The organism is Xanthomonas sp. NCPPB 2250, assembly GCF_056725265.1.
Genome location: NZ_CM161520.1, coordinates 4,550,872 through 4,576,501, shown reverse-complemented (window position 1 = coordinate 4,576,501; position 25,630 = coordinate 4,550,872). Strand labels below are relative to the sequence as shown.

Here is a 25,630-nt window from a genome sequence, read left to right as displayed (position 1 = left end):
TCGCGGTTGAAGCCGCTCCTACGAAGGCACGTCTTCGTTGGCCGTGCCTGGATGGTGGTATAGGCGTACATGTAACTGACGCACCGCGAACGCCGATCTAGCGGCGGCGCCGCGTTTCGCCAAGGCGGCGCGTCTTCTGCGCCGCCGTTTGCCATGTACTGCGGCGCGCCGCCGCGGCTCAGAACCAGACCCGCAGGCCGGCGACCCAGCGCGTCTCGCGCGCCGCCTCGCCGTCGGCGCGGCGCAGGTCGGCGGTGTCGCCGAAGCTGCGCACGTGCTCCACGCCGACATACGGCGCGAACTGGCGGGTGACCTCGTAGCGCAGGCGCAACCCGCCCTCCACGGTGGTCAGGCCGCTGCCGGTGCGATGCGCCGGATCGTTGCGCGCGGCCAGTTCCGCTTCCAGCCTTGGCTGCAGGATCAGGCGATTGGTCAGCAGCACGTCGTACGCGCCTTCCAGGTGCAGGCTGGCATGGCCGCTATCGCCGACGTAGAGCATGGCCGAGACCTCGAACTTGTACGGCGCCATGCCTTGCAAGCCGAACGCGGCCGATGTCCGCGCGCGGCCCGCCGCGAATGTCTGCCTGCCGCCGATCAGCACGTCCCACCAGGGCGAGATCGCGTGGCCGTAGGCCAGTTCCAGCGAAGACGCCGTGGTGCGGCCGCCCTCGCGCTCGCCGTCGCTGCGCAGCCACAGCCGGTCGATGTCGCCGCCGTACCAGCCGCGCGCCTCCCAGGCCTGGCCGCTGCCGTGGGCGTTGTCCCAGCCCTCCAGGCGATCGATCAGCAGGTAGCCGATACGCGCTGCGCCGTGCGCCATACCGTGGTCACGCAGCACCGGGAACGCGGCCGCGCGATCGGCGGCGGTGATCGGCGGGATCGGCTCGCGTGGCAGCGAGGTGTCGGCGCTCGCAGGATACTGGCACGCGCTCACCGCTGGGGCAGGTGCGGTGGGCATCGCATGGTCCATGCCGTCGTGATCCGTGACGGTGTGTGCGTGATGCGCGTGTTCGCGGTGATCGACCTGCGACGCCGGCGTGGCCGCGTGGTCCATCGTGGCGTGGTCCATGTGCGCGTGCGACATGGCGTCGGCGTGCTCTGCCGCAGGCGTGTCTTGCATGGCCGGCGCGGGCGCGGCATGCCCCATGGCTGCGTGGTCCATGGCGCCGTGCATTGCCGTGTCGGGCTGCGATGCCTCCGCAGCGCCCGCCATGGGTATGGTGGCAGCGGGTGCCGGGCAGGCGCAGGGCGCGGTAGTAGGTGCGTCGCCGCCGTCGGTGTCGGCCGTGGGGGCATGCTGCGCTTGCGCCACGGCGTGCGCCAACAGCAGCGCCATGCCGATGGCCTGGGCGAGTGGGGCGAGACGTGAGCGGCTCATGCGTCCACCCGCACTTCGCGCATCATGCCGCCGTCCATGTGGTAGAGCAGGTGGCAGTGGTAGGCCCAGCGGCCCAGCGCATCGGCGCGCACGCGGTAGCTGCGGCGCGTGCCCGGCGGCATGTCCACGGTGTGCTTGCGCACCTGGAAGCGGCCGGCCGCATCCTCCACGTCGCTCCACATGCCGTGCAGGTGGATCGGGTGCTGCATCATCGTGTCGTTGACCAGCACGATGCGCAGGCGCTCGCCATAGTTGAGCCGCAGCGGTTCGGCGCTGGCGAAGGGAATGCCGTCGAAGGACCAGGCGAACTTCTCCATGTTGCCGGTCAGGTGCAGCTGGATCTCGCGTCCCGGCTCGCGTCCGTCCGGGTCCTCGAACAGGCTGTGCAGGTCGGCGTAGCTCAGCACGCGGCGGCCGTTGTCGCGCAGGCCGATGCCCGGGTCGTCCAGCCGTGGCGCGGTGGCGGAGGACTGCATGTCCACCAGCGGATTGCCGCGTTCGCTGCGTGGATGCGCAGGTGCGGTGGCAGCGTGCGCAGCATGCTCCATGCCCGGCATGCCGGCCATGTGCATGTTCGCGCCGCAACCGCCCTCCATGCCGTGCATGGCCATGCCTGCGCCGTGCTCCATGCCGGCGTGGCCGGCCATCGCGTGGCCCATGTCCTGCATGCGCAGCAGCGGACGCGGATCGTTCGCCGGCACCGGTGCCTGCAGTCCTTCGCGCACTGCGAGCGTGCCGCGCGCATGGCCGGTGCGGCCCATGTCCTGCGCGAACACCGTGTAGGCGTCCTGGCCGCTGGGTTCGACCAGCACATCGAAGGTCTCGGCCGCGGCGATGCGGAACTCGTCCACGCTCACCGGATGCACGTACTGGCCGTCGGCGGCGACCACGGTCATCTTCAGCCCGGGGATGCGCACGTCGAAGTAGCTCATGCTGGAGGCGTTGATGAAGCGCAGCAGCACCTTCTCGCCGGGACGGAACAGCCCGGTCCAGTTGCCGGCCGGGGTCATGCCGTTGAGCAGGTAGGTGTAGGTGTTGCCGTTGACGTCGGACAGGTCGCTCGGCGTCATCCGCATGCGCCCCCACATGCCGCGGTCGGCGAGGGTGGCGCGCAGCCCGTCCTCGCGCGCGTCGCGCAGGAAATCGCCGACGGTGCGCTGGTACAGGTTGTCGTAGGACGGCATCTGCTTGAGCCGCCGGAACAGCGCCGCCGGGTCCAGGTCGGTCCAGTCCGACAGCAGCAGCACGTGCTCGCGGTCGTAGCGGTACGGCGGCGGCTCGCGTGGGTCGATCACGATGGCGCCGTACAGCCCGGCCTGCTCCTGGTGCAGCGAGTGGCTGTGGTACCAGTAGGTCCCGGACTGGCGCAGGGCGAAGCGGTACTGGTAGGTCTCGCCCGGGTAGATGCCGTCGAAGCTCATGCCCGGCACGCCGTCCATGTTGGCCGGCAGCAGCAGGCCGTGCCAGTGCACCGAGGTCTGGGTGTGGCCGGGCAGGCGGTTGGCCACGCGGATGGTGACGGTATCGCCTTCGCGCCAGCGCAGCAGCGGCGCCGGCACGCTGCCGTTGACGGCGATGGCGGGGCGCTCGCGCCCGGTGAAGTTGACGCGGGTGCTGCCGATGCTCAGGTCCAGGTCGGTGCCGTGCAGCACGTAGGGCGCGGCGCCGTTGCGGGCGAGCGCGCTGGCGTGGGCGCTGCGCAGCGGCAGCCCGGTGAGGCCGGCGGCGGCGCCCAGCGCCAGCCCGGTGACGAAGCGGCGCCGCGACGGCAGCGCCGGCAGGCCGGAGGAAGATGGGTTCATGTGCGATGTCCGTAAGCGGATGCGATGCGCCGCGCAGCGCCGAAGGACGCTGCAGGCACGGACGCGGCAGCGCCAGTGGGCTGCCGCCAGGAGGCCGCCCAACAGGCGGCCGCGCGCGCTCAGGCGCTGGGAGGACGTTCCAGCCGCGGCAGGCCGGGCGCACCGTGCGCGGTCTGGGAAGCAGTGGCGACGAGGGTGCGCGGCATGCGCGGCAGTGCCAGCGGCATCGCCAGCAGGGCCGGCAGCGGCTGCGCGTGCGGGCATTGGCAGCCGGCCATCCCGCCGCAGCCACCGTGCTTGCCGGCATGGTCGTGGCAGTGGCCGTCGTGATCCGCCGGCGGCGGTGGCGGCGCGTCGTGGCAGGGCATCGCCGCATGCGCCGGCGCCGCGCTGGCGACCGGGGCCGCCGTGCCGTGCGTCGAGGTGCCGTGCGTCGCCATGCCCGGCATCGCCATGGCGGCCGCGGTGCCGTTGAGCAGCAGGCTCAGGCACAGCAGCAGGCGCAGCAGGACGGCAAAGGTCGGCACGGACAGGCAGGGCGTGGCGGCAGAAGGAACAAGAGGATACCGAAGCCGGCGTGCGCGGCAAGCGACCGCCATGCGGCAAGGCTTGACTCTGGACCCGACTCCAGGGAGTAGGGTGTGCGCATGCGATCCGACCCCGCCACCGCCCGCTTCACCATCGGCGCGCTCGCCCGCCAGGCCGACGTCGCCATCGACACCGTGCGCTACTACGAGCGCCAGGGCCTGCTGCCGCCCGCCCCGCGCCGCGCCTCCGGCTACCGCGAGTACGACATTGCGGCGGTGCAGCGGGTGCGCTTCATTCGCCGCGCCAAGGAACTGGGCTTTTCGCTGGAGGAGATCGGCGAGTTGCTGGCGTTGCAGGACGATCGCGTGCACGGCGTGGAGGGCATCAAGCAGCGCGCCAGCGCGCGCCTGCAGGCGCTGGACCGGCGCATCGCCGAGCTGACCGAGATGCGCGACACCCTGGCGGCGCTGGTCGAGGAGTGCCCCGGCCGCGGCGCGCCGGACGCCTGCCCGATCCTGGGCGACATCCGCGGCGATGCCGCCGGCGAGCCGTCGCGATGAGCACGCACCCGGCCACCGCTTCGCTGACCTTGCCGGTGCAGGGCATGACCTGCGCCGCCTGCGCGGCTGGTGTGGAGAAGGCGCTCGCCCGCCTGCCCGATGTATCGGCGCAGGCCAGCTACGCCGGCGCGCGCGTGCAGGTCGACTACGACCCGCAGCAGGTGGACCTGCCGACGCTGTTGCAGCGCATCCAGCAGGCCGGCTACAGCGTCCCCACCGAGACCCTGACGCTGGAGCTCAGCGGCCTGCACTGCGCCTCCTGCGTGGCGGCGATCGACGCCGTGCTGGCGAAGACCCCTGGCGTGCTCGCCGGCCACGCCAACCTGGCCTCGGCCAAGGCGCGAGTGGAGATCGTGCCGGGCACGGTCGCGCCGGCGGAGTTGATCGCGCGGATCGCCCGTGCCGGGTTCGGCGCGCGCATCGCGCAGGCCATGGATCCGGCGCAACTGGCCGAGCGCGAGCGCGACGAGCAACGTGCGTGGCGGCGCGAGCTGGGCCTGTTCGCCGCGGCGGTGCTGCTGACCCTGCCGTTCTGGGGGCAGATGCTCGGCATGCTGGATGGCGACGCCTTGCGCGGTGCGCATGCCGAGCCGCTGCCACGCTGGCTGCAGTTGCTGCTGGCCACGCCGGTGCAGTGCTGGATCGGCGCGCGCTTCTACCGCGCCGGCTACCGCGCGCTGCGCAACGGCAGCGCCAACATGGACGTGCTGGTCGCGCTGGGCACCGGCATGGCCTATCTGTACAGCGCGGTGGTCACCGTGGCCGGCCTGCACGGCCAGCACGTGTACTTCGAGGCCAGCACCAGCGTCATCACCCTGGTGCTGCTCGGGCGCCTGCTCGAAGCGCGCGCCAAGCGCCGCACCACCGCGGCGGTGCGCGCGCTGCTCGACCTGGCGCCGACCACCGCGCGGGTCGAGCGCGACGGCGTCATCGTGGAGGTGGATGCGGCGGAACTGGCGGTCGGCGACGTGTTCGTGGTCGCCGCGGGCGAGCGCGTGCCGGTCGATGGCGAGGTGCTCGAGGGTCATTCCAGCGTGGACGAGGCGATGCTCTCCGGCGAGGCGATGCCGGTGGCCAAGGCGCCGGGCAGCCGTCTGCATGCGGCCACGGTCAACCAGCTTGGCCTGTTGCGCGCGCGCGCCACCGGGGTCGGCGCGGACACATTGCTGGCGCAGATCGTGCGCATGGTCGATGCCGCGCAAGGCTCGCGCGCGCCGATCCAGCGCCTGGTCGACCGTATCGCCGCGGTGTTCGTGCCGGCGGTGCTCGCCATCGCCGCCATCACCCTGGGCGCGACCTGGGCGCTGGGCGGCAGCTTCGCCGACGCCCTGGTGCACGCGGTGGCGGTGCTGGTGATCGCCTGCCCGTGCGCGCTGGGCTTGGCCACGCCGACCGCGATCATGGTCGGCACCGGCGTCGGCGCCCGCGCCGGCATCCTGATCCGCGACGCCGAGGTGCTGGAACGCGCCCGCGCGCTGACCGCGCTGGTGGTCGACAAGACCGGCACCCTGACCTTGGGCCAGCCGCAGGTGACCGCGGTGCTGGTCGCCGACGCGGCCGAGGCCGCGCCGCTGTTGCGCCTGGCCGCGGCGCTGGAGACCGGCTCGGCGCATCCGCTGGCGCGCGCCATCGTGCAGCGCGCCGCCGACCTGGGCGTGCGCGCGGCCGCGCCGGCGCCGTTGGCCGAGGCGGTGCAGACGCTGCCGGGGCAGGGCGTGCGCGGCCGCGTGGACGGGCGCGAGGTCGCGCTGGGCGCGCTGGCGTGGCTCGATGGCCTGGTCGCTGTGCCGGCCGACGCGACCCTGCGCCGCCAGGCCGAGGCGGCACAGGCGCAGGGCCAGAGCGTGGTCGGGGTGGCGGTGGACGGTGCCGTGACCGGCTACATCGCCATCGCCGATCCGCTGCGCGAGGACGCCGCCGAGGCGGTGGCCCTGCTGCAGGCGCGCGGCATCGCGGTAACCATGCTCAGCGGCGACAACCGCCACGCGGCGCAGGCGGTGGCCGCGCGGCTCGGCATCGAGCAGGTGCAGGCCGAGGTGCTGCCGCAGGACAAGGCCGCGCATGTGCGCCAGTTGCAGGCGGTGCCGGGCGCACGCGTGGGCATGGTCGGCGACGGCATCAACGATGCCCCGGCGCTGGCTGCGGCCGACGTCAGTTTCGCCATCGGCAGCGGTTCGGACATTGCCATCGAGGCGGCCGACGTGGTGCTGATGCACGGCGACCTGGCCGGCGTCGCCGCCGCCATCGACCTGTCCGCGGCGACGGTGCGCAAGATCCGCCAGAACCTGTTCTTCGCCTTCGTCTTCAACGGCCTGGGCATCCCGCTGGCCGCGTTCGGCCTGCTCAACCCGGTGATCGCCGGCGCGGCGATGGCGCTGAGTTCGGTCTCGGTGCTGGGCAACGCGCTGCTGCTGAATCGCTGGCGTGCGCAGTGAGCGCGCGTGCGATTTCTTCACTTTGGAGCATGACATGCAACATCTCGATCTCGTCGTCCACGGCATGAGCTGCGGCGGCTGCAGCGCACGGCTGCAGCGGGTACTGGACGCCTGCCCGGGCGTGGCCGCCAGCACGGTGATGCTGGAAGGCGGGCGCGTCGGCGTCGACTACGACCCCGCGCGCATCGACGTGGCCGCGCTGGAGCAGGCGATCGCCGACGCCGGCTTCAGCGTGGCCGCCGGCTGAGCGCCGCTTCGACGCCGCGCCACGCCGGCTGAGCGCCGCTTCGACGCCGCGCCACGCCGGGTGAACGCCGGCGTGGCGGCCGCTGTCGCGCATGGCCCGGGCGCGTGGCCGGGCGTGTATCGTGGGCGCGATTTCTCCGCTCCCGCACCGCCATGACCCATCGCGCTTGGGTGGCCGCCGCCATCCAGAAGATCGAAGCCGACTTCAACCGCTCGGCCGACACCCACCTGATCCCGCTGGACCTGCCCGGTTTCCCCGGCATCGACCTGTACTTCAAGGACGAGTCCAGCCATCCCACCGGCAGCCTCAAGCACCGCCTGGCGCGCTCGCTGTTCCTGTACGCGCTGGCCAACGGCTGGCTGCGCGAGGGGCGGCCGGTGATCGAGGCCTCCAGCGGTTCCACCGCGGTGTCCGAGGCGTATTTCGCGCGCCTGCTGGGGCTGCCGTTCATCGCGGTGATGCCGGCGACGACCTCGCCGGAGAAGATCGCCGCGATCGAGTTCCAGGGCGGGCGCTGCCACCTGGTCGGGCGCGCCTGCGACCTGCATGCCGATTCGGTGCAACTGGCGCGCGAGACCGGCGGCCACTTCATGGACCAGTTCCTCTACGCCGAACGCGCCACCGACTGGCGCGCCAACAACAACATCGCCGAGTCGATCTTCCGGCAGATGCAGGAGGAGCCGCATCCGATCCCGGCCTGGATCGTGTGCAGCCCCGGCACCGGCGGCACCGCGGCCACGCTTGGCCGCTACGTGCGCTACCGGCGCCATCCCACCCGCATCCTGTGCGCGGATCCGGAGGTGTCGCTGTTCTTCGACGGCTACCGCGAGGCCCTGGCCGGGCGCGACTACGCCGGCCTGGAAAGCACCGGCGGCTCGCGCATCGAAGGCATCGGCCGGCCGCGAGTGGAGCCGAGCTTCATCCCGAGTTGCGTGGATGCGATGGTCAAGGTGCCCGATGCGCTGAGCCTGGCGGCGATGCGCTACGTCAGCGCGCGCCTGGGCCGGCGCGTGGGCGGCTCCACCGGCACCAACTTCGTCGGCGTGCTGCAGGCGGCCACGCGCATGCGCGAGCAGGGCCGCAGCGGCGCCATCGTCACCATCCTGTGCGACAGCGGCGAGCGCTACGGGCACAGCTACTACCGGCCGCAGTGGTACGCCGAGCACGGCATCGACGTGGACCAGGCCGATGCGCAGCTGGCCGCGGCGGTCGCCGGCGCCGGCCTGCCGCCGCTGCCTTGTGCTGCGCTGGACTGACCGCCATCTCACTGCCATGACCGGCGCCGCCGGCCTTCCTTCCGTGACCGAGACTTCCGCGATGACCAATCCCCTGCTCGATTTTTCCGGCCTGCCGCGCTTCGATGCGATCCAGCCCGAGCACATCGGCCCGGCGATCGACACGCTGCTGGCGCAGGCCGAGGCCGCCGTGGCCGCCGCCGAGACGGTGGCGCCGGTGCGCTGGGACAGCTTCGTGGCGCCGTTGGACGACGCCGCCGAGCGCCTGTGGCGCGCCTGGGGCCAGGTGAGTCACCTGCAGGCGGTGGTCAACACGCCGGCGCTGCGTGAGGCCTACAACGCCAACCTGCCCAAGGTGACGCGCTTTTCCAGCGCGCTGGGGCAGAACCTGGCGCTGTTCGCGCAGTACCGCACGCTGGCGCAATCGCCGGAGGCGGCCGCGCTCGGCCCGGCGCAGCGCAAGGTGCTGGACAACGCGCTGCGCGATTTCCGCCTGGGCGGCGCCGAACTGGGCGAGGCCGACAAGCAGCGCTTCGCTGCGATCCAGGAAGAACTGTCGGCGCTGTCGGCCAAGTTCTCGCAGAACGTGCTCGATGCCACCGACGCCTGGTCGCTGCCGATCGACGACCCGGCGCGCCTGGCCGGCCTGCCCGAGGACAGCATCGCCGCCGCGCGCGCGGCGGCCGAGCGCGACGGCCAGGCGGGCTGGAAGCTGACCCTGCAGATGCCGTGCTACCTGCCGGTGCAGATGTACGCCGAGGACCGTGCGCTGCGCGAGACGCTGTACCGCGCCAACGCGATCCGCGCCTCGGAGTTCGGCGATGCTGCGCTGGACAACAGCGCGGCGATCGGCCGCATCCTCGCCCTGCGCGGCGAACTGGCGGCGCTGCTCGGCTTCGCCAGCTACGCCGAGTATTCGCTGGCGACGAAGATGGCGCAGGATCCCGCACAGGTGCTGGACTTCCTGCACGACCTGGCCGCACGCGCCAAGCCCTACGCGCAGCGCGACCGCGCCGAGCTGGAAGCCTTCGCGCGCGAGCACCTGGGCCTGGACACGCTGGAAGCCTGGGATCTGGCCTATGCCGGCGAAAAGCTCAAGCAGGCGCGCTACAGCTTCTCCGAGCAGGAAGTGAAGCGCTACTTCACCGAGCCCAAGGTGCTGGACGGCCTGTTCGGCCTGATCCACGACCTGTACGGCTTGCGTGTGGAGGCCGACAGCGCGCCGGTGTGGCATCCGGACGTGCGCTTCTTCCGCCTCAGCGACGCGCAGGGGCGACTGGTCGGGCAGTTCTACCTGGACCTGTACGCACGCGAAGGCAAGCGCGGCGGCGCCTGGATGGACGATTGCCGCAACCGCCGCGAGCGCGCCGACGGTGTGCAGACCCCGCTGGTGTACCTGGTGTGCAACTTCGGCCGAGGCAGCGACGGCAAGCCGGCCACCTTCACCCACAACGAAGTCACCACCCTGTTCCACGAGATGGGCCACGGCCTGCACCAGTTGCTGACCCAGGTCGGCGAACTAGGTGTGGCCGGCATCAACGGCGTGGAGTGGGACGCGGTGGAGCTGCCCAGCCAGTTCATGGAGAACTTCTGCTGGGAATGGCCGCGCCTGCAGGCGATGACCGCGCACGTGGACAGCGGCGAACCGCTGCCGCGCGCACTGTTCGACAAGATGCTGGCGGCGAAGAACTACCAGAGCGGCATGTTCACCGTGCGCCAGCTCGAGTTCGCGCTGTTCGACATGCAGTTGCACCACGACTTCGATGCGCAGGCCGACAGCGTGCTGCAGTTGCTCGAGCGCGTGCGCGATACCGTGGCGGTGAACCGGCCGCCGGCGTGGAACCGCTTCCCGCACCAGTTCAGCCACATCTTCGCCGGCGGCTACGCGGCCGGCTACTACAGCTACAAGTGGGCCGAGGTGCTCAGCGCCGACGCCTACGCGGCGTTCGAGGAAGCGCCCGACCAGTTGCCTGCCACCGGCGCGCGCTTCCTGCGCGAGATCCTCTCGCGCGGAGGCAGCCGCCCGGCGCTGGAGAACTTCACCGCCTTCCGCGGCCGCGCGCCGGAACTGGAGGCGCTGCTGCGGCACAGCGGCATGGCGGGGTAAGCGGGGAACTGGGATTCGTGATTCGTGATTCGGGATGACAGCCTGCGGCTGTTGAAAGCAGGGATTCGGGATTTTCGCGGGTTCCGGGCAGTTGCAAGGATGTTGTGGGAGGGGCTTCAGCCCCGACGGGCTTTCCCGGGAACGCTCGTCGGGGCTGAAGCCCCTCCCACAAAAAAAGCAGCGACCTTCTTCATCGGAAGGCGGCCACGTTCATCAGATCGCTTGATAGCGATGTTGTTCCGTGCAGAACGACTCCGTTCCCGTTCTCGAATCCCCAATCCCCAATCCCGGCTTCCAACAGCCGCAGGCTGGTCATCCCGAATCCCCAATCCCGAATCCCCGCTCCTCTGTGCTAGAACACAGCACAGCGGCAGGCGATCTTCGCCGCCGCGATCGCGGCGCAGGACACCGCCGCACCGCACAAGGAGGACCGCATGAAGCGCGCAGGGTGGTGGACGCCGTTGCTGTTGAGCATGGTCGCGCCGGCATTGGCGCAGGACGGCAGCGGCACGGTGCGCATCGGCGCCAGCCTGCGCGCCGGCCCGGCGCCGGAGTATCCGCGCGTGGCCACGCCGACCACCGACGATGCGTTGCAGGTGCACGGCTGCACACGGGACTGGGCCTGGTGCGATGTCAGCTGGCGCGGGAAACGCGGCTGGCTGCCGGCTGGTGCAATCGACTTTCACGAGCAGGGGCAGGGCGTCGCGCCCGGCGCCTCGCTCGGCGTGCCCACGGTCGGCTTCGCGCTGGACCGCTACTGGGACACGCACTATCGCGGTCAGCCGTGGGCGCGCGAACGCGCGCGTTACCGCCCGCTGGAAAGCGCGGCGACTGCCGCTGGCCCAGCGCAGATCCCGGCACCGCTGCAGCGGCAGTTGGCGCCGCAATGGCGGGCGCCCCCTCCACCGCAGGCGTCCGCGTCCGAGGCCGTGAGCGCCACGCCGGCATGGACGCCGCCGGGCGAGCGGATGCATCAGATCCCGCCGCCGGACGCGCTCAATCCCCGCTACAACAAGGAACTGGCGAAGGAACTGCAACGCCAGGACGACGACCGTCGCCTGCGCGAATCGATGGGACTGCAACCGGTGCTGCCGTCTGCCTCCGCGCCGTCGGCATCGCCGTCCTGGCCGCCGTCGCCGGCGACGATCCAATGGGTCGAGCGGCATCCGCCGAAGCCGAGTTCGCCTCCACCTCCACCTCCACCGCCTCCAGCCACACCGCCACCGTCCCCTCCTTCAGCGGCACCAACCAAGCCGGAAGCGCACAAGGACGACGACGCCGGGCGTCGCGACGTCAGGCAACTGGAGCGCTGACGCGCGGTACGCTGCCGCTGTTGGCAGCGTACGCGCATCGCCTCATTCAGGCCTTGGCGAACACCAGCGCGGCGTTGGTGCCGCCGAAGCCGAAGCTGTTGGACATCACCGTGCGCAGCGCGGCATCGCGGCTTTCGCGCACGATCGGGAAGCCCTCGGCGCGCGGATCCAGCGTGTCGATGTTGGCCGAGCCGGCGATGAAGCCGTCGCGCAGCATCAGCAGGCAGTAGATCGCCTCGTGCACGCTGGCCGCGCCCAGCGAATGCCCGGACAGCGCCTTGGTCGAGGACAGCGGCGGCACCGCGTCGCCGAACACCGCACGCACCGCGTCCAGCTCGGTGACGTCGCCCAGCGGCGTCGAGGTACCGTGGGTGTTGAGATAGTCGATCGGCGCGTCCACGCCCTGCAGCGCCATGCGCATGCAGCGCACCGCGCCTTCGCCGGACGGGGCGACCATGTCGGCGCCGTCGGAGGTCACGCCGTAGCCGACCAGCTCGGCATGGATGCGCGCGCCGCGTGCCACCGCGCGCTCGTAGTCCTCCAGCACCAGCATGCCGCCGCCGCCGGCGATGACGAAGCCGTCGCGCGCGGCGTCGTAGGGCCGCGAGGCCACCGCCGGCGTGTCGTTGAAGCCGGTGGACAGCGCGCCCATGGCGTCGAACATCAGGCTCATGGTCCAGTCCAGCTCTTCGCCGCCGCCGGCGAACATCACGTCCTGCTGGCCATGGCGGATCAGGTCCGCCGCCGCGCCGATGCAGTGCGCCGAGGTCGCGCACGCGGCCGACAGCGAGTAGCTGACGCCCTTGATCTTGAACGCGGTGGCCAGGCTCGCCGACACCGCCGAGCACATCGTGCGCGGCACCATGTACGGGCCGACCTTGCGCACGCCGCGGTTGCGCAGCAGGTCCGCCGCTTCCACCTGCCAGTGGCTGGAACCGCCGCCGGAGCCGGCGATCAGGCCGATCCGCGGGTCGCTGATCGCCGCCTCGTCCAGGCCGGCATCGGCCAGCGCATCGCGCAGCGCCAGGTAGGCGTAGGCCGAGGCGTCGCCCATGAAGCGCTTGAGCTTGCGGTCGATCGCCGCGTCCAGGTCCAGTTGCACATCGCCGCCGATCTGGCTGCGCAGGCCGGCCTCGACCGCCTGCGGGTTATGGCGGATGCCGGCGCGGCCTTCGCGCAAGGCGCGTGACACGCTGTCCAGATCGTTGCCCAGGCACGACGTGATGCCCATTCCGGTAATTGCCACGCGCCGCATCAGAACGCCTCCGTCGAAGTGAACAGGCCCACGCGCATGTCCTTGGCGGTATAGATCTCGCGCCCGTCCACCGACATGCGGCCGTCGGCCACCGCCATCACCAGCTTGCGGTTGATCACCCGGCTGATGTCGATCTCGTACACCACCCGCTTGGCGGTGGGCAGCACCTGCCCGGTGAACTTCACTTCGCCCACGCCCAGCGCGCGGCCGCGGCCGGGTGCGCCCAGCCAGGTCAGGAAGAAGCCGGTCAGCTGCCACATCGCATCCAGGCCCAGGCAGCCGGGCATCACCGGATCGCCGATGAAATGGCAGCCGAAGAACCACAGGTCCGGGCGGATATCCAGTTCGGCGCGGATCACGCCCTTGCCGTGCGCGCCGCCGGTCTCGTCGATGGCGACGATGCGGTCGAACATCAGCATCGGATCGTTGGGCAGGCGCCCGGCATCGGCGCCGAACAACTCGCCGCGTGCGCTGGCGAGCAATTGCTCGCGCGAATAGGAGGACAGACGACTCATGAGCGGAACATTCCCAGGCGAGACAGTCGAGGCGCGCAAGAGTGCATGAGCTTCGCGCGTTCAATCAAACGTTTTATCCGTACGCACGCGTAGTGTCGGCAGTCGCGATGCCATGCGCACTGCGCCGGATCAAGGCGCGCATTCTCAGTCCGTGCGCAGCGCGGGGCTTATCATGCGGACACCGTTCGCAGGCGTAGGGTATGGGGTCGATGCGCAAGATCATTCACGTCGACATGGACGCGTTCTACGCGTCCGTGGAGCAGCGTGACGATCCGGCGCTGCGTGGCAAGCCGGTGGTGGTGGCCTGGCGCGGCATGCGCTCGGTGGTGTGCGCCGCCTCCTACGAGGCGCGGGTGTTCGGCGTGCGCTCGGCGATGCCGGCGCTGCGCGCCGAGCGGCTGTGTCCGGACGCGATCTTCGTGCCGCCGGATTTCGCCCGCTACAAGGCGGTGTCGCGGCAGGTGCGCGAGATCTTCCAGCGCCACACCGACCTGATCGAGCCGCTGTCGCTGGACGAGGCCTACCTGGACGTCACCGAGCCCAAGGGCGAGTTGCGCACCGCCACCGAGATCGCCCAGACCATCCGCGCGCAGATCCGCGCCGAAACCGAACTGACCGCCTCGGCCGGCATCGCACCGAACAAGTTCCTGGCCAAGATCGCCTCGGACTGGCGCAAACCCGACGGCCAGTTCGTGATCCGCCCGCATCGCGTGGAAGCGTTCCTGACGCCATTGCCGGTGAACAAGGTGCCCGGCGTGGGCAAGGTGATGGAGGCCAAGCTGGCGGAACTGGGCATCGCCACCGTCGGCGACCTGCGCGCGCGCAGCGAGGCCGAACTGGAAGCCCGTTTCGGCAGCTTCGGCCTGCGCCTGTACCAGCGCGCGCGCGGCATCGACGAACGCCCGGTGGAATCGGACCAGCCGGTGCAGTCGATCTCCTCCGAGGACACCTTCGCCGAAGACCTGGCGCTGGACGCACTGGAGCCGGCGATCCGGCAACTGGCGGAAAAGACCTGGAACGCCACCCGCCGCACCGAGCGCATCGCGCGCACCGTGGTGCTGAAGCTGAAGACCGCGCAGTTCCGCATCCTCACCCGCAGCTTCACCCCGGAGCAGCCGCCCGACTCGCTGCAGTCCTTGATCGACATCGCCCTGGCGCTGCGCGAGCGCGTCGACCTGCCGACGTCCACCCGCTACCGCCTGGTCGGCGTCGGCCTGTCCGGTTTCCACGAGCGCGAGCCGGGACAGGCACAGGGGCGCTTGTTCGGTTGAGGTGGTGGCGTTGCCTGGGAGTCTGTCTTCCCGGCTGATGGGATGGGAACGTGTGCCCCCGGAGACTGTCGTACCCTCTATCGCCGCGCCCTGAGCGGTGCGTGGATTGAAATACGTGGGGCTACGGTGCGGCGACGGCGGGTTTGTGTCGCGCCCTTGCGGAGGCGTGGATTGAAAGCGCATCTAGGCGGTCAGCAAGCACCGCGTAAACGGTCGCACACTCTCGCGTGTGCGTGTGTTGAAACAACCAGGGGATGTGCGTGCAGGCCGAGAACCTGGCCGTCGCTCCCGCGTCGGGACTGAAGTCCCTCCCACAGGGGTATGCTGCTCGGGTTGCAACAGCGACTTCATCCTCTGGCACGCGGATCGACCTGGTCGCGTCCTCACGGATGCGCGGATTGGAACATGGGTGGGGATCGCCAACCGGTGATGTTCTCGGGTGTCGCGCGCGCGAGCGCAGGGATCGAGCGGGTGACTCGGGCCGGGATGGATCGCGTGAGCGTGGTTCGCGCGCTCGGTCGCCGTCACGGCGCTGCCGCAGCGGGCATGGCGTGGTCGCAATCGCGTGCCAGCGAAGGCAGCGCACGCACCGCGCCCACGCGCGCGTGTCGCAACCGTATACGAGCTTACGCCACCTACAATACGTACTTATTCCCCTGTGTTGGGCACAACATGACGTTTCCGTATGCATTGGTGGTGTTCGACCTGGACGGCACCCTGGTCGACAGCGGCGCCGACATCGCCGAGGCGCTGAACCGTACCCTGGCCGACTTCGGCCTGCCGCGCGTGCCGGAGCCGACCGTGCTCGGCTGGATCGGCGAAGGCGTGCGTAAGCTGGTCGAAATCGCCTGGCAGCACGCCGGCGACGCCACACCGCTCGAGACGGTGATGCCGACCTTCATGCGTCACTACGCCGAATGCCTGTTGCGCAGTCCGCGGCTGTATCCCGGCGCGGCCGAGGCGCTGACGCAGTTGCATGCGGATGGGGTGACGCTGGCGCTGTGCACCAACAAGCCGTCGGCGATGGTGCCGCCGCTGTTGCGCCATCTGGGCGTGGCCGATCTGTTCTCTGCGGTGCTCGGCGGCGACAGCCTGCCCGAGCGCAAGCCCAGCCCGGCGCCGTTGCTGCATCTGGCGCAGCAGTTTGCGCAGCCGCCGGCGCGCTGCCTGATGGTCGGCGATTCGGGGACCGACCTGCAGGCCGGGTACGCCGCCGGCATGCCGGTGGCGCTGGTACGTTACGGTTATCCGCGCGATCTGGATCTGGCAACGGCCGATGTGGTGTTGCTGATGGAGGATTTGCGCGAGCTGCTGCAGCTGCGCTGATACGACGGCGGCCCAAGCATCGCAAAGATCGGGATGCGCTTGTAGGAGCGGCTTCAGCCGCGACGGCGTTCCCGAGAACGCCCGTCGCGGCTGAAGCCGCTCCTACAGCGCAGGATGCAGTAAGCCCCTCTCCCCCCGGGAGAGGGGTTGGGGTGAGGGTCCGGGCGCGTAGCGGTCGCTGAACTGTCAGGTTTGCGCCGCGATGCATGAACACGGGGGCGGGTGTTTGCGTTCGACAGCCAACGGCCCGCATTGCGGGCGCCCAACTGCGCGATGCATCGCGCCTGCGTGCTTTCGAGACTGCACGCATCTACATCCAGTGTGTTCGCACATGCCGCTCCTACAAAAAAAGACGCGTGATGTCCGCGCTGTCGTCCCGCGCCACGCCATCGGCGCAGCGCGGGACGCCGGCTCAGCGCGCTGCCGGCGCGTAGCGCAGGGTCAGCGCGTATTCGCGGCCCGGCTGGTTGTACCAGTTCACCGTCTGGTAGTCGCGATCGAACACGTTGCTGGCCTTGGCCTGCAGCGTCCAGTCCGGGGTGAACGCGTACTCCGCGCGCAGGTCGACGGTGCCGTAGCCGGCCAGGCGCACGCGGTTGGCCGCGTCGTCGAAGCGGTGGCCGCTGCCGAAGACGCTGACGCCGAGCTTGACCGGGCCGATGCCGCGGTCCACGTCCAGGCGCGCGGTGTTCTGCGCGCGGCGCGCCAGCCAGTTGTCGCGGTTGTCGCCGTCGCTGCGGTTGCGCGGGTCGGTGTGGCTCAGCTGCGCCGACAGCTCCCAACCGGCCAGCAGCGCATAGCCGGTCAGTTCGGCACCGCGGATGCGCGCCTCGTCCACGTTGACCGGCAGGAAGCTGACCGCGTCGTAGGAGATCAGGTCCTTGACCCGGGTCTCGTAGGCGTTGAATGTCCAGTTCCAGCTGTCGGCGTACTGCGCAATGCCGAGGTTGCCGCTCTTGGAGCGCTCAGGCTTCAAGTCCGGGTTGCCGGCGAACGGGTAGTACAGGTCGTTGAAGGTCGGCGCCTTGAAGCCGGTGCCGACGCTGGCGGTGAGCTTGAGGCCGTGCGCCAACGCCAGGCCCCAGCCGAGGCTGCCGGTGGTGTGCTCGCCGAACTGCTCGTTGTCGTCGCTGCGCACGCTGGCCTGCACCTGCTGCGCGCCGAAGCGGCCCTGGTACTCGGCGAACACGCCGGTGTTGTCGCGGCTGTCGACGTCGAAGGCGGTGCTGCTGGCGACGTGCTCGCGCTGCCAGTCGCTGCCGACGCTGAGCAGGTGGCCTTCGGCCAGGGTGATATCGCCCTGCAGCGCCGCGGTGTCGCGGCGGCTGTCGAAGGTGCTGACGAAGCTGCGGGTGCGTGCGCCCGGCGCACGGTAGTAGCTGTCGGCGTCGTCGACGTTGCGGCCCAGTTGCGCGGCCAGGTGCAGGCGATCGGACGGGGTCCAGTCGAGCATGCCGCTGAACACCTGCTGGGTGTTGTCGGCCTCGTTGCCGGCGAACAGCGCGTCGCCGTCGTACTCGTTGCGGCTGTCGATGTTCAGCGCCTGGCCTTCGACGCGCAGCGTGTCGGTCAGCGCGTAGCCGCCGCGCGCGCTCAGCGAGACGTTGCGGTAGCCGTCGCGGTCGGGCTGGTCGACGAAGCAGCCGGCGAACAGCGTGGCCGAGCCGTTGCAGGCGTTGATGCCGTCGGTCTTCTGGTAGCCGCCCTGCACGGCCAGCCAGCCGCGCTCGCCGCGGTTGCTGAAGCCGGCGCCGGCCTCGCGCAGGCCGTGGCTGCCGCCGCCCAGGCTCAGGTTCTGCTGGAAGCCCTGGCCGCCACGGCGGGTGAAGATCTGGATGACGCCGCCGATCGCGTCGGAGCCGTACAGGCTCGAGCGCGGGCCGCGCACGATCTCGATGCGTTCGATCTGGCTCAGCGGCAGGTCCTGGAACGCGGCCAGGCCGGCGCTGGCCGAGCCGATGCGCACGCCGTCCACCAGCACCAGCACGTGGTCCGACTCGCTGCCGCGCAGGTTCAGCGTGGTCAGCTTGCCCAGGCCGCCCTGGTTGGAGAGGCCGATGCCGGCGCGGCCCTGCAGCAGCTGCGCCAGCGAGGTGGCCTGGCTGCGCTCGATCTCGGCACGGTCGATGACCTGCGCCGGGACCACGCTGTCCTCCACCGAGATCTGGGTGCGGGTGGCGGTGACCAGGACCTGGTCGAGGTCGGTGGCGGCATCGGCGGCGTGGGCCAGCGCGGGCAGGGACAGGGCGGACGCGATCGCGACCGAAAGCAGGCGGGACGACATGGGTGGCAACTCCGGCGCGCGGCTGCGCGCTGTGACGGCAAGGGAGTCGCGAACGGAAGGTGCAAGCGGACGGCGCCGGACACGGCGCGGCACGCCGCGACGCCCTCCGCATCGCAACCAGTGAACTGCAAGGCCGGTCTCCGGGCTCGCGATCGGGGAGGCGGACCTCCCGGCTGCGACGCCTTCCCATGCCGAGGCACAGTGGCGCAGGTCGTCAGCGCGGATCGCTTACCGTTGCGGGGGCAGCGCCGGCCTTGTCGCAAGACGCACCGGCTTCCCGTTTCAACCCGCTGGCCGGAGCCGGTGGGTCACCTTGAAGCGGCGCGATTGTACGCGATCGCCGCTGGCTGCGCGGCTTAGTCGGCGTGAGTGCCGTGGCTGTCGTCGTCGCCGTGCTGGTCGCCCATCGGCGTGTCGTGCGTGTCGTGCGCGTAGGCGTCGTCGGCAGCGTCGTCGACGCGCGTGTCGTCGCGGTCGAAATGCGTGGTCGCCACCGGCCCGGCGACCGGCAGGCCGCGCTGCGCCGGCAGCGCTGCCGTCGCGGTTTCCAGCTCGCCCAGCAACTGCGCGCGGCGTGCCTCGGACAGTTCCTGCCAGTGGCAGCCGCTGAGCGCGCCTTCCAGCGAATACAGCAGGTTGAGGCTGGGCTTGAAGCCGGCGCGCTTGACCTTGACGAAGGCGCCGACCGCGCCGGCCGCCTCCAGGTCCTGCTGCGTGCGCACGCCGACCTGGCGCAGCCAGGCCGCGCTCTTGGGACCGATGTTGCGCAGTTTGGTGGTGCTCATCGCAGGCTGTCGACGAAGACTTGCGCGATCGCTTCCAGGCCGCGCTGGTCGTCGGCGTCGAAGCGGGCCAGGTCGGGGCTGTCCAGGTCGAACACGCCGACCAGCGCACTGTCGCGCAGCAGCGGCACCACCAGTTCCGACCGCGAGGCCGCATCGCAGGCGATATGCCCGGGGAACGCCTCCACGTCGTCGATGCGCTGGGTCTGGCCGCTGCTGGCGGCCGCGCCGCACACGCCCTTGTGCAGCGGGATGCGCACGCAGGCGGGCAGGCCCTGGAACGGGCCGACCACCAGTTCCTTGCCGTCGTAGAAGTAGAAGCCGACCCAGTTCAGCCGCGGCAGCGCGTGGTACACCAGCGCGGCCAGGTTGGCGGCATTGGCGATGCGGTCGGGCTCCCCGGCGACCAGGGCACGGGCCTGGTCGAGCAACTGGGCGTACTGTTCCGGCTTGCTGCCGGTGAGCGAGGACGAGGCGAACATCGCGCGAGTCTAGCAGCGCGCTGCGTCCGCCGGCACCGCAGCGGCTGACGCGCGCGATGCACCCGGCTATCCTGCGCGCCGCCGCGCGTCCCGCCGGCCAACCGACAGGATTTCGCATGGCTGTTCCCGCCTTCTACGTCACCGGCACCGATACCGGCATCGGCAAGACCATCGCCAGCACCGCGCTGCTGCACGCCCTGCGTGCGCGCGGCCAGCGTGCGGTGGGCATGAAGCCGGTGGCCAGCGGCTGCACGCGCGAGGCCGACGGCTGGCGCAACGAAGACGCCCTGGCGCTGCAGGATGCGAGCGCGCCGCGGCCGGCCTATGACGATCTCAATCCCTACGCGCTGCCGCTGCCGCTGGCGCCGGAACTGGCCGCCGCCGATGCCGGTGTGCAACTGGAACTGGCGCCGATCACGGCGGCGTTCGCACGCCTGCGCACGCAGGCCGACGTGGTGGTGGTGGAAGGCGTGGGCGGCTGGGCGGCGCCGCTGTCGGCGACGCTGGATCAGGCCGATCTGGCGCGCGCGCTGGAACTGCCGGTGGTGCTGGTGGTCGGCCTGCGCCTGGGCTGCCTCAACCATGCCCGGCTCAGCGCCGCGGCGATCGCCGCCGATGGCCTGCCGTGCATCGGCTGGATCGGCAACGAGATCGACCCGGCGATGGAGCGCATCGACGACAACATGGCGATGCTGCGCGCGCGGTTGCCGATGCCATGCTGGGGGCGCCTGCCGTACCGGCCGCAACCGCAGGCCGAGCAGTTGGCGGCGGAACTGCAGCTGTGGGCGGACATGTCGCCCGGCTGATCGACTGCCGGTGGCACTGCGCTGCCGGCTTTTGTGGGAGGGACTTCAGTCCCACGCGTCTTTGCTGAGGCGTCGGGGCTGAAGCCCTCCCACAAAAGCAGCACGTCCCGGATCCGCAAGATGGGCTGATCCCGAATGCCGGGTTTCACTCCCGAAGCAAGCGCACGGAGAAGCCCGCTCGAAGAAGCGATCTACCGGTTTCCGGCAACGCATCGGAGCTGAAGCCGCTCTCATCAGGAAAGCCAGGAACGCCGGGACGCACGCGATCGACCAATCCGAATCCCCACTCCCAAATCCCGCCCATAAAAAAGGCCCGGTAGAGGGAGGGATCTACCGGGCCTTGGGTTGCACGGGGGGAGGGACCCATGCAGACCGAGCGTGCGTCGGGCGGCGAACCGCAGCGACGTCGAAAACGGGTGTTACTTGGCGGCGGGCTTCGCCTTCGGCGCGGCCTGTTCGGTCGCCGCTTCGAACTGGTGCTTGGCGAGCTGGCCGATGGCCTCGGAGGCCTTCAGGCCCAGGCCGAACACTTCCTGGTTGGCCGTGGCCAGCCGCTCGAAGTTGTCGCGGGCGATCTGCAGGCCCTTGGGCCACAGCGCCTGCACGGTGCCCAGATCGCGCGCCTCGGTCAGTTCGCCGAGGAAGCCGGTGGTGGCCGACACGTTCTTCTCAAAGGTCTTCAACTGCACGCCGAACACGCTCTCGGCGCTCTCCAGCGCCAGGCGGTTGGCACGCGCCGCGGCGGCGGCGAACTGCTGGGTGTAGCTGCTGAACTGATCGTTGAATTGAGCGGACATCATGCAACTCCGTTGGAATGCCGACTGCTGTTGCAGTGCAACATACGCCCATTCTGCTGCGATGCAACAAAATTTTCTGAAGCCGCTCAGGATTCGTTCAAGCTGCCTTTCGGATCAAAGGCTTGGCGCAATTTCCCCCGCTCTCGCTGGGCGTCTCTGCGTCTCTGGCAAGCGCCAATGCGCGCGCCCCGCACAGCCGGCCAGCCTCATTAACCCCTCAGCCGTCGCAGTGCCGCCCTTGCGATTCCCGATTCCCCACTCCCCAATCCCAGCCTTGCTCAGCCCGGCCCGCGATAGCGACAGCCGGAGGTGCAGGTCTCGTGCACCACCACTTCGCTCAGCAGCGGCAACGCCGGCTTGAGCCGGTCCCAGATCCACACCGCCAGACGCTCGCTGGTGGGGTTGTCCAGGCCCTCGATGTCGTTGAGGTAATGGTGGTCGAGCTGGTCGTAGAGCGGGCGGAACGCCGCCTTGATGTCGCCGAAATCCATGACCCAGCCGCTCTCGGCGCCGGGTTCGCCGCTGATGTGCAGCTCGATGCGGAACGAATGCCCGTGCAGGCGCGCGCACTTGTGGCCGGGCGGCACGTTGGGCAGACGGTGCGCGGCTTCGAGAGTGAAGACTTTGAAGATATCCATGGGGAGCATTGTACGGTCAGGGGTGGAGCGGCATGGCGGGCTGCCGGTGCCGCGCGACGACGATGGCGCCGTCGTGCGGCAGGGCGTCGCGACATGCGCGATGCCGGGTGGAGCGGACAAAAAAGGCCGCCCCGAAGGGCGGCCTGAGTGCGTGCGCAGCGCGTGGCCGCGGACGGATCAGTGCGGCGCGGCGGGGCGGTTGCCGCCGCCGTTGCCGTGGCGGCGGCCCTGGCCCTGGCGACGGGCGCCGTCGGCGTGGCTGCCGCCGGGCTTCTTGCTGCCGGCGTGCGCATGTGCGTGCGCCGGTGCATCGCCATGGCCGCGACGGGCGTGGCTGCCGCGACGCGGCGGACGCTGGCCGCCCGGACGCTCGTCCGGCGGATTGTTGTTGCCCCAGCGGATCGGCGTGACCGGCTCGAAGCCCGGCACGTCGCGGATGTCCATCTCGCGCTTGAGCATGCGTGCGATCGCGCGCAGCAGCTTGGCCTCGTCCTGCGCCACCAGCGAGATTGCCTCGCCGGTCGAACCGTTGCGGCCGGTGCGGCCGATGCGGTGCACGTAGTCCTCGGCGACCATCGGCAGGTCGTAGTTGATGACCTTGGGCAACTGGTCGATGTCGATGCCGCGCGCGGCGATGTCGGTCGCCACCAGCACGGTGATGCGGCCGGCCTTGAAGTCGCTCAATGCGCGCAGGCGCTGGCCCTGGCTCTTGTTGCCGTGGATCGCCGCGGTCTTCAGCCCGGACTTGTCCAGGAACATGGTCAGCTTGTCGGCACCGTGCTTGGTGCGGGCGAACACCAGGGTCTGCTTGCGCGAGTCGGCGGCCAGCAGGTGCAGCAGCAGTTCGCGCTTGCGCGCACCGTCCACCGGATGCACGCGGTGGGTGATGGTGTCGGCCACGGTGTTGCTCGGGGTGGCCTGGATTTCCTGCGGGTCGTGCATGAACTCGCGGGCCAGCTGCTTGATGCCTTCCTCGAAGGTGGCCGAGAACAGCAGGGTCTGCCGGTTCTGCTTGGGCAGCTTGGCGAGGATGCGCTTGATCGACGGCAGGAAGCCCATGTCGAGCATGCGGTCGGCCTCGTCCAGCACCAGGATCTCGATGCCCGACAGGTCCACGCTGCGGCGCTCGAGGTGGTCGAGCAGGCGGCCCGGGCAGGCGATCAGCAGGTCCACGCCGCGGCGCAGCGCGTCGAGCTGGTTGCCCATGCCCACGCCGCCGTAGATGGTGGTGCTGGGAATGCGCAGGTACTTGCTGTAGCCGCGCAGGCTGTCGTGGACCTGGGTGGCCAGTTCGCGGGTCGGGGTCAGGATCAGCGCGCGCGGCTTGCGCGGGCCGGTGCCCACCGGCTGCGGCGAGGTGCCCAGGTGCTGCAGCAGCGGCAGGCCGAACGCGGCGGTCTTGCCGGTGCCGGTCTGCGCGCCGGCCATCAGGTCATGGCCTTCCAGGGCGACGGGAATGGCCTGCGCCTGGATCGGGGTGGGGGTTTCGTAGCCCTGCTCGGCCAGCGCGCGCAGCAGGAAGGGCGCAAGGCCCAGGGATTCGAACGACATGAGAATGCTCCGGATAACGCGCCGACGCCGGGACGGACCCGGCGCGCAGACGCAAGTAGGTGAGGCTCGGAGCGTTCCCGTGAACCGCGCTGCGAGAGGGTGGATCAACCCACAGCGCGAGGCTGGGGTTCGTCGGCACCACGAAAGGCGTCGGGCGGGGCGGGCGAGTCGGATCGTTGCGATCCTGGCCTCGCCGGCGATCCCTGAGGGAAACGGACGGCCGCATGCAGACCCGCGCAGTGTACCTGAATTGGCGCGCTGCACAAAATGCGGGTCCGTTTCAGTTGAAACCAAGCCGGCGTCTAGCCGTACAATCGCCGGCTCAGCCCCCCAGCACTGGACGGACATGAAGCTAGGTTCCCTGAAGGAAGGCGGTCGCGACGGCACCCTGATCGTCGTGTCCCGCGATCTGACCCGCGCCGTGCGCGCCACCGGCATCGCACCGACCCTGCAGCGCGCGCTGGAGGACTGGAGCAACCTCGCCCCGCGCCTGAACGCGCTGTCCGAGTCGCTCAACGACGGCAGCGCCGACGGCCATTTCGACCTGGACATGGCCGCGCTGGCGGCACCGCTGCCGCGCGCCTACGAGTTCCTCGACGGCAGCGCCTACCTGCCGCACGTCGAGCGCGTGCGCCGCGCGCGCGGCGCCGAGGTGCCGGAGAGCTTCTACACCGACCCGCTGATGTACCAGGCGGTCAGCGCCGGCTTCTACGGCCCGCGCGATGCGGTCAAGGTGGTCAGCGAGGACTACGGGATCGACCTGGAAGCCGAGATCGTGGTGGTCACCGACGACGTGCCGATGGCGGTCAGCCCGGCGCAGGCTGCCGCGCACATCCAGTTGATCGGCCTGGTCAACGACGTGTCGCTGCGCAACCTGATTCCGCCGGAACTGGCCAAGGGCTTCGGCTTCGTGCAGTCCAAGCCGCGTTCGGCGCTGTCGCCGGTGTTCGTCACCCCCGACGAACTGGGCGAGGCCTGGCAGGGCAACAAGGTGCACCTGCCGCTGCTGACCCACATCAACGGCGCCTGGTTCGGCGCGCCGGAAGCCGGCGAGGACATGCAGTTCGATTTCGCGCAGCTGGTCGCCCATGCGGCCAAGACCCGGCCCCTAGCGGCGGGCGCGGTGGTCGGCTCGGGCACCATCGCCAACCAGGACACCACGCGCGGCGCCTCCTGCTTCGCCGAACAGCGCACCGTGGAAACCCTGCGCGACGGCAAGCCGAGCACGCCGTACATGTCCTTCGGCGACGTGGTGCGGATCGAGATGCTGGACCGTGATGGAGTGAGCATCTTCGGCGCGATCGAGCAGCGCATCGAGCAAGCACCGCTGCCCTGACCCGGCCGGCGGCGCTGCCGGGGCGACCGGCGGCGCCGCGCCGCCGGTGTCCACCGGTATCGTTGTCGACTGCGCAGACGGAGGCGGGCATGGACGAGGCACTGCAGCTTTACACCTACTGGCGCTCCAGCGCCGCATACCGGGTGCGCATCGGGCTGGAGCTCAAGCGCCTGGCCTACCAGTCGCTGCCGGTGCATCTGGTGCGCGACGGCGGGCAGCAGCATTCGCCGGAATATGCGCGGTTGAACCCGCAGGAACTGGTGCCGACCCTGTGCCACGAAGGCCAGCCGATCCGCCAGTCGCTGGCGATCCTGGAGTACCTGGACGAGCGCTGGCCGGAGCCGCCGCTGCTGCCGGACGCGCCGATCGATCGCGCCCGCGTACGCGGCCTGGCGCAGCTGATCGCCTGCGACATCCACCCGCTCAACAACCTGCGCGTGACGCAGTTCTTCGAGAGCGCCTGGAACGTGCCGCAACCCGAGCGCGAAGAGTGGATGCGGCACTGGATGCAGACCGGCTTCGATGCGCTGGAGCAGTTGCTGGCCGAGTCGCCCGACACCGGACGCTTCTGCCATGGCGAGCAGCCGGGCCTGGCCGACTGCTGCCTGGTGCCGCAGCTCTACAACGCGCGCCGCTTCGGCGTGGATCTGCAGGTCTACCCGACCCTGGAGCGGATCGAACTTGCCTGCCTGGCGCTGCCGGCATTCGACGCGGCGCGCCCGGAAAACCAGCCCGACGCGCAGTGAACCCCGCTGTGTCGTACCCGATGCGCGGCGCGTCCTGCTGCCTCGTAGGAGCGGCTTCAGCCGCGACCGGGCGCCACTGATGCGCGGTCGGCCTCCGCCGCCCTCCCTGCCGCATCGATGAGCATGAGACTGTAGGAGGGACTTCAGTCCCGACGGCAAACGGCAACTCGTCGGACGTTCCGGTCTTCGCGCGTCGCGACTGAAGTCGCTCCCACAGGAGCGTGCGGCGAACTCAC

The 25,630-nt window shown here is 70.5% G+C and carries 22 protein-coding genes and 1 riboswitch; of the genes, 11 read left to right on the top strand and 11 right to left on the bottom strand.

The window, feature by feature from the left end; translation table 11 throughout:
- Positions 1-178: 178 nt before the first annotated feature.
- The 3 genes from AC1PMG_RS18610 to AC1PMG_RS18600 all read right to left on the bottom strand — a co-directional run bounded on the left by AC1PMG_RS18610 (position 179) and on the right by AC1PMG_RS18600 (position 3,707).
- Positions 179-1,378, bottom strand: coding sequence for a copper resistance protein B (locus AC1PMG_RS18610; protein WP_481109828.1), 1,200 nt, complete (start codon positions 1,376-1,378; stop codon positions 179-181).
- Positions 1,375-3,180, bottom strand: coding sequence for a copper resistance system multicopper oxidase (locus tag AC1PMG_RS18605; RefSeq protein ID WP_481109827.1), 1,806 nt, complete (start codon positions 3,178-3,180; stop codon positions 1,375-1,377). Before AC1PMG_RS18605 ends, AC1PMG_RS18610 begins: the two co-directional genes overlap by 4 nt.
- 119 nt (positions 3,181-3,299) lie before the next feature.
- The gene (locus tag AC1PMG_RS18600; protein ID WP_481109826.1) at positions 3,300-3,707 is read right to left on the bottom strand and encodes a CopL family metal-binding regulatory protein; all 408 of its coding nucleotides are present in this window, start codon (positions 3,705-3,707) and stop codon (positions 3,300-3,302) included.
- Between the two features lie 120 nt (positions 3,708-3,827).
- Here AC1PMG_RS18600 and AC1PMG_RS18595 point away from each other — a divergent pair, with 120 nt between their 5' ends.
- The 6 genes from AC1PMG_RS18595 to AC1PMG_RS18570 all read left to right on the top strand — a co-directional run bounded on the left by AC1PMG_RS18595 (position 3,828) and on the right by AC1PMG_RS18570 (position 11,605).
- The gene (locus tag AC1PMG_RS18595; RefSeq protein WP_481109825.1) at positions 3,828-4,268 is read left to right on the top strand and encodes a heavy metal-responsive transcriptional regulator; all 441 of its coding nucleotides are present in this window, start codon (positions 3,828-3,830) and stop codon (positions 4,266-4,268) included.
- Positions 4,265-6,703 carry a heavy metal translocating P-type ATPase gene (locus tag AC1PMG_RS18590; RefSeq protein ID WP_481109824.1) on the top strand — a complete coding sequence of 813 codons (2,439 nt, stop codon included), beginning with the start codon at positions 4,265-4,267 and terminating at the stop codon, positions 6,701-6,703. Before AC1PMG_RS18595 ends, AC1PMG_RS18590 begins: the two co-directional genes overlap by 4 nt.
- Positions 6,704-6,737: 34 nt before the next feature.
- Complete coding sequence (locus AC1PMG_RS18585) at positions 6,738-6,950, top strand: heavy-metal-associated domain-containing protein (RefSeq protein WP_481109823.1); 213 nt, start codon at positions 6,738-6,740, stop codon at positions 6,948-6,950.
- 152 nt (positions 6,951-7,102) lie between these two features.
- Positions 7,103-8,206: a PLP-dependent cysteine synthase family protein gene (locus tag AC1PMG_RS18580; protein WP_267097214.1), complete on the top strand. Its 1,104-nt coding sequence runs from the start codon at positions 7,103-7,105 to the stop codon at positions 8,204-8,206.
- A gap of 61 nt (positions 8,207-8,267) precedes the next feature.
- Complete coding sequence (locus tag AC1PMG_RS18575) at positions 8,268-10,292, top strand: M3 family metallopeptidase (RefSeq protein WP_481109822.1); 2,025 nt, start codon at positions 8,268-8,270, stop codon at positions 10,290-10,292.
- 434 nt (positions 10,293-10,726) lie between these two features.
- On the top strand, positions 10,727-11,605 hold the full coding sequence (locus tag AC1PMG_RS18570; protein ID WP_481109821.1) for an SH3 domain-containing protein: 879 nt from the start codon (positions 10,727-10,729) through the stop codon (positions 11,603-11,605).
- 46 nt (positions 11,606-11,651) lie between these two features.
- Here the strand turns inward: AC1PMG_RS18570 and fabB are convergent, their stop codons facing one another.
- Complete coding sequence (fabB, locus tag AC1PMG_RS18565; RefSeq protein ID WP_481109820.1) at positions 11,652-12,860, bottom strand: beta-ketoacyl-ACP synthase I; 1,209 nt, start codon at positions 12,858-12,860, stop codon at positions 11,652-11,654.
- Positions 12,860-13,375, bottom strand: coding sequence for a 3-hydroxyacyl-[acyl-carrier-protein] dehydratase FabA (gene fabA / locus AC1PMG_RS18560; protein WP_481109819.1), 516 nt, complete (start codon positions 13,373-13,375; stop codon positions 12,860-12,862). Before fabA ends, fabB begins: the two co-directional genes overlap by 1 nt.
- Before the next feature lie 200 nt (positions 13,376-13,575).
- Here fabA and dinB point away from each other — a divergent pair, with 200 nt between their 5' ends.
- Both dinB and gph read left to right on the top strand, forming a co-directional pair.
- Positions 13,576-14,646 (top strand): DNA polymerase IV, encoded by a 1,071-nt coding sequence (gene dinB / locus AC1PMG_RS18555; RefSeq protein ID WP_481109818.1) that lies wholly within the window; start codon positions 13,576-13,578, stop codon positions 14,644-14,646.
- Between the two features lie 672 nt (positions 14,647-15,318).
- Complete coding sequence (gph, locus tag AC1PMG_RS18550; protein WP_481109817.1) at positions 15,319-15,972, top strand: phosphoglycolate phosphatase; 654 nt, start codon at positions 15,319-15,321, stop codon at positions 15,970-15,972.
- Positions 15,973-16,384: 412 nt separating this feature from the next.
- Here the strand turns inward: gph and btuB are convergent, their stop codons facing one another.
- From btuB to AC1PMG_RS18535, 3 genes are all read right to left on the bottom strand, one after another.
- Positions 16,385-18,256, bottom strand: a complete 1,872-nt coding sequence (gene btuB / locus AC1PMG_RS18545) for a TonB-dependent vitamin B12 receptor (protein ID WP_481109816.1) — start codon at positions 18,254-18,256, stop codon at positions 16,385-16,387.
- Positions 18,257-18,370: 114 nt separating this feature from the next.
- Positions 18,371-18,587: riboswitch (cobalamin riboswitch) on the bottom strand.
- A 25-nt stretch (positions 18,588-18,612) separates the two neighbouring features.
- Entirely contained in the window at positions 18,613-19,041 is a 429-nt protein-coding gene (locus tag AC1PMG_RS18540; protein ID WP_481109815.1) for a TfoX/Sxy family protein, read from the bottom strand.
- On the bottom strand, positions 19,038-19,520 hold the full coding sequence (locus tag AC1PMG_RS18535; RefSeq protein ID WP_017912553.1) for a GAF domain-containing protein: 483 nt from the start codon (positions 19,518-19,520) through the stop codon (positions 19,038-19,040). Before AC1PMG_RS18535 ends, AC1PMG_RS18540 begins: the two co-directional genes overlap by 4 nt.
- Positions 19,521-19,636: 116 nt before the next feature.
- Between AC1PMG_RS18535 and bioD the strand changes: the two genes are divergently transcribed.
- Positions 19,637-20,326, top strand: a complete 690-nt coding sequence (bioD, locus tag AC1PMG_RS18530; protein ID WP_481109814.1) for a dethiobiotin synthase — start codon at positions 19,637-19,639, stop codon at positions 20,324-20,326.
- A gap of 419 nt (positions 20,327-20,745) precedes the next feature.
- On the opposite strand, the gene AC1PMG_RS18525 is transcribed toward bioD, so the two are convergent.
- From AC1PMG_RS18525 to AC1PMG_RS18515, 3 genes are all read right to left on the bottom strand, one after another.
- A complete protein-coding gene (locus tag AC1PMG_RS18525) occupies positions 20,746-21,123 on the bottom strand; it encodes a phasin family protein (protein ID WP_026143664.1) in 378 nt (125 codons plus the stop codon).
- 278 nt (positions 21,124-21,401) lie between these two features.
- Entirely contained in the window at positions 21,402-21,761 is a 360-nt protein-coding gene (gene queD, locus AC1PMG_RS18520) for a 6-carboxytetrahydropterin synthase QueD (RefSeq protein ID WP_481109813.1), read from the bottom strand.
- A 177-nt stretch (positions 21,762-21,938) separates the two neighbouring features.
- Positions 21,939-23,312: a DEAD/DEAH box helicase gene (locus AC1PMG_RS18515; protein WP_481109812.1), complete on the bottom strand. Its 1,374-nt coding sequence runs from the start codon at positions 23,310-23,312 to the stop codon at positions 21,939-21,941.
- A 346-nt stretch (positions 23,313-23,658) separates the two neighbouring features.
- Here AC1PMG_RS18515 and AC1PMG_RS18510 point away from each other — a divergent pair, with 346 nt between their 5' ends.
- Together AC1PMG_RS18510 and maiA are read left to right on the top strand one after the other, a co-directional pair.
- Positions 23,659-24,648: a fumarylacetoacetate hydrolase family protein gene (locus tag AC1PMG_RS18510; RefSeq protein WP_481109811.1), complete on the top strand. Its 990-nt coding sequence runs from the start codon at positions 23,659-23,661 to the stop codon at positions 24,646-24,648.
- Between the two features lie 89 nt (positions 24,649-24,737).
- Positions 24,738-25,394 carry a maleylacetoacetate isomerase gene (gene maiA / locus AC1PMG_RS18505; RefSeq protein WP_481109810.1) on the top strand — a complete coding sequence of 219 codons (657 nt, stop codon included), beginning with the start codon at positions 24,738-24,740 and terminating at the stop codon, positions 25,392-25,394.
- The last annotated feature ends 236 nt before the right edge of the window (positions 25,395-25,630 follow it).